General features: G+C 70.0%; 7 protein-coding genes. 4 read left to right on the forward strand and 3 right to left on the reverse strand.

The annotated features are described in order from the left end of the window. Nucleotides 1–100: 100 nt before the first annotated feature. Nucleotides 101–1,720 (reverse strand): ABC-F family ATP-binding cassette domain-containing protein, encoded by a 1,620-nt coding sequence (locus ACZ5IK_RS22720; protein WP_465489469.1) that lies wholly within the window; start codon nt 1,718–1,720, stop codon nt 101–103. A gap of 63 nt (nt 1,721–1,783) precedes the next feature. Here ACZ5IK_RS22720 and ACZ5IK_RS22725 point away from each other — a divergent pair, with 63 nt between their 5' ends. Together ACZ5IK_RS22725 and yidC are read left to right on the forward strand one after the other, a co-directional pair. Continuing rightward, the gene (locus tag ACZ5IK_RS22725) at nt 1,784–2,140 is read left to right on the forward strand and encodes a DUF6412 domain-containing protein (protein ID WP_465489470.1); all 357 of its coding nucleotides are present in this window, start codon (nt 1,784–1,786) and stop codon (nt 2,138–2,140) included. Nucleotides 2,141–2,209: 69 nt separating this feature from the next. Continuing rightward, nucleotides 2,210–3,001 (forward strand): membrane protein insertase YidC, encoded by a 792-nt coding sequence (gene yidC, locus ACZ5IK_RS22730; protein ID WP_465489471.1) that lies wholly within the window; start codon nt 2,210–2,212, stop codon nt 2,999–3,001. Here yidC and ACZ5IK_RS22735 read toward each other — a convergent pair. Next, nucleotides 2,991–3,641, reverse strand: a complete 651-nt coding sequence (locus ACZ5IK_RS22735) for a GOLPH3/VPS74 family protein (RefSeq protein WP_465489472.1) — start codon at nt 3,639–3,641, stop codon at nt 2,991–2,993. The genes yidC and ACZ5IK_RS22735 overlap by 11 nt on opposite strands. Before the next feature lie 51 nt (nt 3,642–3,692). Here ACZ5IK_RS22735 and ACZ5IK_RS22740 point away from each other — a divergent pair, with 51 nt between their 5' ends. After that, entirely contained in the window at nt 3,693–4,271 is a 579-nt protein-coding gene (locus ACZ5IK_RS22740) for a hypothetical protein (protein WP_465489473.1), read from the forward strand. A gap of 137 nt (nt 4,272–4,408) precedes the next feature. On the opposite strand, the gene ACZ5IK_RS22745 is transcribed toward ACZ5IK_RS22740, so the two are convergent. Further along, nucleotides 4,409–6,694 (reverse strand): ATP-binding cassette domain-containing protein, encoded by a 2,286-nt coding sequence (locus ACZ5IK_RS22745; protein ID WP_465489474.1) that lies wholly within the window; start codon nt 6,692–6,694, stop codon nt 4,409–4,411. Between the two features lie 63 nt (nt 6,695–6,757). Here ACZ5IK_RS22745 and ACZ5IK_RS22750 point away from each other — a divergent pair. Then, nucleotides 6,758–7,805: helix-turn-helix transcriptional regulator (locus ACZ5IK_RS22750; protein WP_465489475.1), on the forward strand; the 1,048-nt coding region annotated here is incomplete at its 3' end.

A 7,805-nucleotide genomic window follows, 5' to 3' on the forward strand; every position in this document is an offset into this window, starting at 1 on the left:
TCCCCTTCCCCCCTCCCCCCCCCCCCCCCCCACACCCCCCCCCCCCCCCCCCCCCCCTCCCCCCCCCCGACACCCGAGATGGCTGGGCGACCCTCGGGGCTCACCGCGCCCGTTGCACCGGCCGCTCGTCCCACACCGGTTCCGCGGTCTCCCGCACCTGCCCGTCGGTTCCGAACACGAGGAACCGGTCGAAGGACCGCGCGAACCACCGGTCGTGCGTCACCGCGACCGTGGTGCCCTCGTAAGCCTCGAGTGCCTGCTGCAACGCTTCCGCCGAGGCCAGGTCGAGGTTGTCGGTCGGCTCGTCCAGCAGCAGGATGGTGGCGCCGCCGATCTCCAGCAGCAGGATCTGGAACCGTGCCTGCTGGCCACCGGACAGTTTCTCGAACCGCTGGTCGCCCTGCCCGTCCAGTTCGTAGCGGCGCAGGATGTTCATCGCCGGTCCTCGGCTCCGCGCGTGCTCGGTCCAGAGGATGTCGACGAGCGTCCGTCCGAGCAGCTCGGGATGCGCGTGCGTCTGCGCGAAGTGGCCGGGGACGACGCGGGCGCCGAGTTTCCACAGCCCGTCGTGCGCGACGTCCTCGCCGGCCAGCAGCCGCAGGAAATGCGATTTGCCGGAGCCGTTCGAGCCGAGCACGGCGACCCGTTCGCCGTAGAAGATCTCCAGGTCGAAGGGTTTCATCAGGCCGCGGAGTTCGAGTCCTTCGCAGGTGACGGCCCGGACGCCGGTCCGCCCGCCGCGCAGGCGCATGGTGATCTTCTGTTCGCGCGGGGGAGCGGCGGGGGCGCCCGCCTCCTCGAACTTGCGCAGCCGTGTCTGGGCGGCGTGGTAGCGCGAGGCCATCTCGTCGCTGCGCGCGGCGTACTGACGCATGTCGGCGACGAGTTTCTTGAGCTGCGCGTGCTTTTCGTCCCAACGACGACGAAGCTCCTCGAAGCGTTCGAACCGCTCCGTGCGTGCCTGGTGGTAGGTGTCGAAGCCGCCGCCGTGCACCCAGACGTCTCCGCCCGACGGCCCCGGCTCGACGCTGATGATCTTCTTCGCCGCCCGCGCCAGCAGTTCCCGGTCGTGCGAAACGAAGAGCACGGTCTTCTGGGTCTCGCGCAGCCGTTGTTCGAGCCAGAGTTTGCCGGGGACGTCGAGGTAGTTGTCCGGTTCGTCGAGCAGGAGGACACCGGAACCGCCGAGCAGCAGCGCCTCCAGGACCAGCCGCTTCTGTTCGCCGCCGGACAGGGTGCGCACCTCCCGCCAGCGCGCCTTCTCGTACGGCAGGTTGAGCGCGGCGGTCGTGCACTTGTCCCACATGACCTCGGCTTCGTAGCCGCGAGCATCGCCCCAGTCGCCGAGCGCCTGGGCGTAGGCCATCTGGGCCGCTTCGTCGTCGCGTTCCATCAGCGCGAGTTCGGCCTCGTCGACAGCGCGGGCGGCGCTGCGGAGCGAGTCCGGTGAGACCGAGACGAGCAGATCCCGCACCGTCCGCTCGTCACGCACCGAACCGACGAACTGGGGCATCACCCCGAGCCCGCCGCTGATGGTCACCGAGCCGCCGTCGGGTTCGAGTTCCCCCGAGATCAGCCTCAGCAAGGTCGTCTTGCCCGCCCCGTTGGCGCCGACGAGCGCGCAGACGCTGCCTTCACCGACCCGGAACGAGACATCGCCGAGCAGCAGCCGCCCGTCGGGCAGGTAGTACTCGACGTGCGCGACTTCCACATGCCCCATCCCGACAGACTGCCTTCGCCGAAGGTGATCACGCAACGCAATATCTCCGGTAAGGTCGGTGACGTGGAGCGAACCTACTTCGGCGTGCGGCTCAAGCTGATGCTTGCGCTGTTCCTGCCCGAGTTGTTCGTCGTGCTCCCGGTCGTCGGCGGGGTCAACCCGCTGAGCCTGGTCACCGCGCTGACGGCGTCGGTGGCGGTCGCCAATCCGCTCGGGCTGGCCGCCGCTCTGACAGCGTCCCTCGCCGTCATCCTGCTCGCGCTCGCGGCGCACTTCCGGGTGGAACCGTCGGCCGCCGCGATGCGGGTGCGAGCCATCAGCCTGCGCGAGCGTGCGCAGCTGTTCTTGAGCCTGCGCGATCCCGACGCGCGCGGCCGCGTCCGGCCACGGGCTCCGTCACGGGGCATCGTGACTGCCTGACTTCTCCTCGTTCGAAGGTGAGGCAGTCATTCCTGCCCCCGCACCTTCAAACGACGGAGTGACCCGGTCATGTTCGATGTCTTCCTGTACCCCGTTTCCGCCATTCTCTGGTTCTGGCACAAGGTTTTCGGCGCCGTTTCGAGTCCCGACTCAGGCGTCGCCTGGGTGCTGTCCATCGTGTTCCTCGTCTTCACCCTGCGTCTCGTGCTGGTCAAACCGGCACTCGGCGCGCTGCGCGCCGGTCGTCGCACGCAGGCTTTGGCCCCGCAGATGCGGAAGATCAAGGAGAAGTACGGCAAGGATCGCCAGCGGATGGCGAAGGAGATCCAAAAACTGCACGCCGACAACGGGTCCAGCCCGCTGGGCGGCTGCCTGCCTGCACTGATCCAGGTTCCGGTGTTCCTGTCGCTGTACTGGGTCCTGCGCGACTTCACCCCGGGCGCCGCGTCGAACCACGTCTTCGACCGCGCCGGGGTGGAGTCCTTCCTGAACGCGGATCTGTTCGGCGCGAAGCTCGGCAACTGGCTTTCGCAGCCGGCGGCGGAGCTGGCCGCGTTCGGCACGGACCACGTCCACATGATCGCGGTCGGCGTGCCGTTGATGCTGATCGCGAGCCTGGCCACGTTCTTCTCGATGCGCTCGGGCCTCACGAGGCAGACCGCGACCGCCCCGGAGTCCGCGGGGATCGTCAAGCTGATGATGTACCTGGCCCCGCTCGGGATGCTGGTCTCGGGCGCGTTCTTCCCGGTACCGATCGGGGTGCTGCTGTACTTCCTGGCCACCAACGTGTGGACGCTGGGGCAGCAGCATTTCCTCACCAAGGTCGTCGACAGGGAAGAGGAGGCACGTACTAGCCGCTGACGGCCGCCCGGCGTGCGGCGATCGAGTACTGCGCGGCCTTCCTCAGCCCGGGGAGGACGGTGTCGACGTGCTCGGCGAGCGCCTTGACCGCGCTCTTGTTCGCGCGTTTCTCCTTGGGGCCGAAGACCGTGTAGACGTCGCCCTCGGCCGACAGCACGGCCAGGACCGCGTCTTCGATCGCGACGGTGGCGGGGTCCTGGCCGCTCAAAACCACGTTCCGGACCCGCTCGCGGAGCTCCTGCGTTCGCTGCGGGTCCATCAAGGTGATGTCGCGAACCGTGAAGATGCCCATCGCCCGGCGCTTCTCGACGAAGATCACGCCGGACGCGGCGAGCTGGTCGCGGACGGTGTCCTCCGCCTTGTGCCATTCGCGGTCGACGACGGTGAACCACCGGCGCGGCTTATCGCCGGGAGCGTCCTCGAGCACCTCGGCCAGGAAGGGGTCTATCGGGGTGAGACCGGCCGCCGCGGTGCGCTCGGCTTTTCCGCCACGATCGGTGAGAAGACCACCGATGATCAGCTCGGCCACCGCGGCCGCGCGCAGGAGCGCGCCCCGCACCAGGGCGCTGACGGGGTCGAGCCTGTTCTTTTCGCTGTCGTAGCCGAGCAGGTACATCCGCTGTGGCAGTGACTGGCTCATGTCGTCCTCTCGTCGGGACCGGTCCCGCTGGACAGCTTTACCCTCGGCCGGATGATGAGCCACCCGGCAGCGCGCTTTCGAGTGACCGCGGCCCTCACCGCCTGCTGTCTGCTCGCGGGCTGCGGGCCGACCTCGCCCGAACCCGCCCCGGAACCGCCGCCATCGCCGCCCGCGTCGCCGTCTCCGGCCGGCCCGGATCCGGCACTGGTCTCTTGGGCAGGAGGGTACTGCGGCGCGGTCAAGGAGATGCGGCTGATCGCCTATGGCCTGGCCAAGGGCTACGACATCAAGACCGAGGCCGACGTTCCGAAGGCGGAGGCTTCGCTGAAGAAGCTGGACACCGCGCTGGCCGCCGCGATCGGGGGACTCGAGAAGCTTCCGCAGGTCTCCGCGCCCGCACAGGGGGCCAACGCGCTCGCCTCCGGGGAGCTGGCCTTCTACCGGAAGCTGCGCGGGCAGGTGACCGAGTACCTCGCCCTGCTGCCGAAAGGTGGTGCCCGCTATGCCAAAGCGGCGCTCGACGTGAGCGGGATCGACCTGGTGTCGCACGTGCCCGCCGTCGAGACCGGCAAGGTGCCCGGGCTCGATCAGGCGATGAAGGCGAACGAGGCGTGCGGGCTTGTCGGCTAGATCACGCCGGAATCGGGTGAAGAACTGTTCGGTACCGGCGTGTCGGGCAAAGCCTGATCGGGAATCATCTCGCTCTGCCCGGGAACTGTTCCCGGGCGGGTGGGTGTTCCCGGCGCCGTCAGGCGCCGGGAACGCGTTCAGTGTTTCCGCAGGTGACGGCCCGTGAGCGAAGTGGCGTCCTCGGCCAGCGCCGACGGCGTGCCCTCGAACACGACCGACCCGCCGTCGAAACCCGCGCCGGGCCCGATGTCGATGACGTGGTCGGCGTGCGCGATCACCCGTTGGTCGTGCTCGATCAGGACGAGCGTCGCGCCGTCGTCGACGAGTTCGTCGCAGAGGACGAGCAACCGGTCGACGTCGCTGCCGTGCAGCCCGGCGGTGGGCTCGTCGAGGATCAGGCGCAGGTCGTCCGCGGGACCCGCGTCGGCGAGGTGGCGGGCGAGGAGGAGCCGTTGCCTTTCGCCGCCGGACAAGGTGTCGAGGCTCTGGCCGATCGTCAGGTAGCCGAGTCCGACCCGGTCAAGCCAGCGCAACCGTTCCGCGATGGGGGACCGCTCGCCGAACAGGGCGGCGGCCTCCGCGGGGTTCATCGCCAGGACGTCGGCGATGGTCCGGTCGTGCAGGCGCGCGCCGAGCGCTTCCGGGTTGAACCGGGTGCCGCCGCAGGCGTCGCAGCCGGTCTGGACGTCGTCGAGGAACGCCAGGTCGGTGATGATGACACCCTTCCCCTTGCAGACGGGGCAGGCTCCTCGGCCGTTGGCGCTGAACCACGACGGATGTTTCCCGGTGGCCTTGCCGAAAGCGTCGCGAACGGGTTCGGCGACGCCGAGCACCGTGGCGGGGGTGGACCGGATGCCGCCGCGCAGCGGAGCCTGGTCGACGACGACGAAACCGGGATGCTGGCGGGGGAGTTCGCCCGCGATCAAGGTGCTCTTGCCGGAACCGGCGACACCCGAGACGACGGTCAGGACGCCGAGCGGCACGTCGACGGTGACGTCGCGCAGGTTGTGGCTGCGGGCGCGGGAGATCGTCACGGTCCCCCGGGCGGCGCGGGTCCGCTGCCGGAAGCGAAGCGGGGCACGGAGAACCCGGCCGGTTTCGGTCTCGGTCGTCGTGAGTTCGCCGGGACTGCCGTCGAACTGGACGCGCCCGCCGCCGGCGCCGCCGGTGGGTCCGAGCTCGATGACGTGGTCGGCGGCCGCGATGACCGCGGGATGGTGTTCGACGACGAGGATCGTGTTGTGCGCGTCGCGGAGTTTGGCCAGCAGTTCGAGGAGCCGGTGCACGTCATGGGGGTGAAGCCCGGTGCTGGGCTCGTCGAACACGTAGCAGACGTCGCTGAGCGCGCTGCCGAGATGGCGGACGATCTTGACGCGCTGTGCTTCGCCGCCGGACAGCGTCCTCGATTCCCGTGACAGGCTGAGATAGCCGAGCCCGACGGAATCCAGCGCGTCGAGGCGTTCCCGGATCGCCTGCCGCAGCGGCGCCACCGACGGATCGCGTACGGCCGCGACGACGTCGCGCAGATCGCCGACCGGCATCGCCGACCAGTCCGCGATGGACCGCCCGTCGATCAGGCTCTCCCGCGCCGCCTTGGCGAGACGGGTTCCGGCGCAGTCCGGGCAGACGCCGCGGGTGACGACTCCGGCGAGCCCTTCCTCTTCTTCGGCGGTGAGGTGTGACGGCGTCTTGCGCAGGTACGAGTCCCGGAGCCGCGGGACGATGCCGTCGAAGACGCCGTGCTTGGGATACTCGGAGCCGGGGTCGTCGAGGGAAAGCCCTTCGGCGTGCAGCAGGGTTTCGACCTTCGCCGACGGCAACCGTCCCAACGGGACATCCGGGTCGACCAGTCCGGAGTGGACGAGCCGCTTCCACCGGTAGGTCCCGGGGGCGAACGTCGGGAAGCGCACGGCGCCGTCGCGCAGGCTCCGCGAGCGGTCGAGCAGCCGGTCGAGATCGATGTCGTCGACCATGCCGAGCCCTTCGCAGCGCGGGCACATCCCGCTGGGATCGTTGAACGAATAGGCGGGCGAGAACCCGGCTCCCGGCTTGCCGAGCCGGGAGAACAGCAGGCGCAGCAGCGACGCGATGTCGCTCGCCGTGCCCACCGTGGACCGCGCGTTCCCGGTGAACCGCCGCTGATCCACGATCGTGGTGAAGATCAGCCCGTCGATCCGGTCGACGTCCGGGGGCGGATGCTGCGGGAGGCGGTTCCGGACGAAGGTGGGGTAGGTCCCGGTGACCAGGCGCTCGGCTTCGGCCGCGATCGTGTCGAACGCCAGCGACGACTTCCCCGAACCCGATACGCCGGTGAACACCGTCAGCCGGTGCTTCGGGACCCGCACCGACACCTCGCGGAGGTTGTGCGTCCGGGCTCCCTCCACCGTGATCCACCGGCCGCGGTCAGCTCGTACTTTCGCCATGAAACAAGGCTACGATGAGTTGTGGCCGGATTACGGCCACAACTATTCCCGTCGGGAGGCACCGTGACGGCACCACGAGAACGGATGCTGCGGCTGCTGTCGCTCCTGCAGTCCGGCCGCCAGTGGCCCGCCGCCGAACTCGCGACGGCCATGGAAGTCCCGCCCCGCACCCTCCGCCGCGACCTCGACCACCTCCGGACCTTGGGCTATCCCGTGGAGAGCACCCGTGGCCCCGGAGGCAATTACCGCCTCGTCGCGGGCGCCGCGCTGCCGCCGCTCATGCTGGAACACGACGAGGCGATCGCCACCGTGCTCGGACTGCGGCTCGCCGCGGCGGGCGGGACCGGCATCGACCTCACCGCCGAATCGGCGGACCGCGCCGCCGCGAAACTCCGGCGCGTCCTCCCGGCGGCCCTGCGGCGGCGCACCGACGCGATGCTCGCCGCGGTCGAGTTCGGCGGCGGTGACCAGCCGATGGTCACACCCGACGTCCTGAACGTCCTCGCCGCGGCGATCGCGGCTCGCCGGTGCCTCGAGTTCGCGTACATCGGGAAGGAAGGCCCGTCGTCCCGGACGGTCGAGCCGATGCGTCTCGTCCAGCTCGGCAGGCGGTGGTACCTCTACGCCTGGGACCTCGGCCGTCGGGACTGGCGGAGCTTCCGGCTCGACCGGATCACCGCGCCGGAGACGACCGAGGTGGCGTTCGAGCCCCGCCCCCTCCCCGTCGACGACGTCGCGGGTCATCTCCAAGAACGCTTCCACAGCCCGAAATCGCTCCGGATCACCCTGACCCTGCGGGTCGGCGCGAGCGAGGCCGCGGCCCGCCTGCACCGGATCGACGGGAGTTTCGAGGCCCTCGGCGACGACAGCTGCCGGTACGTCGCGTACGTCGACTCCTTCGAGTGGCTGGCCGTCGTCCTGACCCTCACCGACATCGACTTCACAGTGGAGGAGCCGGCTGCGTTCGGCGAGTACCTCGCGAGGACGGGGCAACGCCTGCTTCGGGGGAGTGGCCGGTCCGGGTGGTCGTGGGGGGGGGGGGGGGGGGGGGGAGGCCCTAACCGCGCCCCACACCCCAAAACCCCAAAAACCCACGCCACCCCCCCCCCCC

The organism is Amycolatopsis sp. NPDC031561 (assembly GCF_055580625.1).